Annotated in this window: 1 rRNA gene; it reads right to left on the bottom strand. The window is 48.1% G+C overall.

Features of this window, described 5'->3' with window-relative positions:
• A 23S ribosomal RNA gene (locus tag ACODSD_RS24770) occupies window positions 1-163 on the bottom strand; the annotation flags it as partial.
• Window positions 164-478 lie beyond the last annotated feature (315 nt).

Below are 478 nucleotides of genomic sequence, written 5' to 3'. Positions count from 1 at the left end.
CCTATGTATTCAGTCTGGGATCTCCTTGCGGAGGGGTTTCCCCATTCGGACATCGCGGGATCAAAGCTCTATTGCCAGCTCCCCCGCGCTTTTCGCAGGCTTACACGTCCTTCTTCGCCTATGATCGCCAAGGCATCCACCAGATGCACTTAGTCGCTTGACCCTATCATTTCAGTAACCTAGATCACCAAAACAACAAGTGTGTTTGTGCGACGACTACACCGCCCCTTTTGATATGGCGACGTAGCCTAGATACAATCAAATACCCAAGATGACGATCCGTCCACGTAAAGAGTTAACTTTACGCTTCCTTCTCGCCGTCTTTATATATTCGGCTTCTTCAGTTTGTTAAAGATCAGTGCGTTCAAACAACGCGATCACAGTACTCATCCAAGCACTCTGATCGCGAGACTCAAACTCGCGAATAACCGATAGGCTGTAAGTACTCGATCAACAACCTTCTCTAGAAAGGAGGTGA

It is taken from the genome of Chromobacterium sp. FG22 (genome assembly GCF_057809415.1).
The sequence above is the reverse complement of the archived record's forward strand: the minus strand, read 5'-3'. Positions and strand labels throughout refer to the sequence as shown.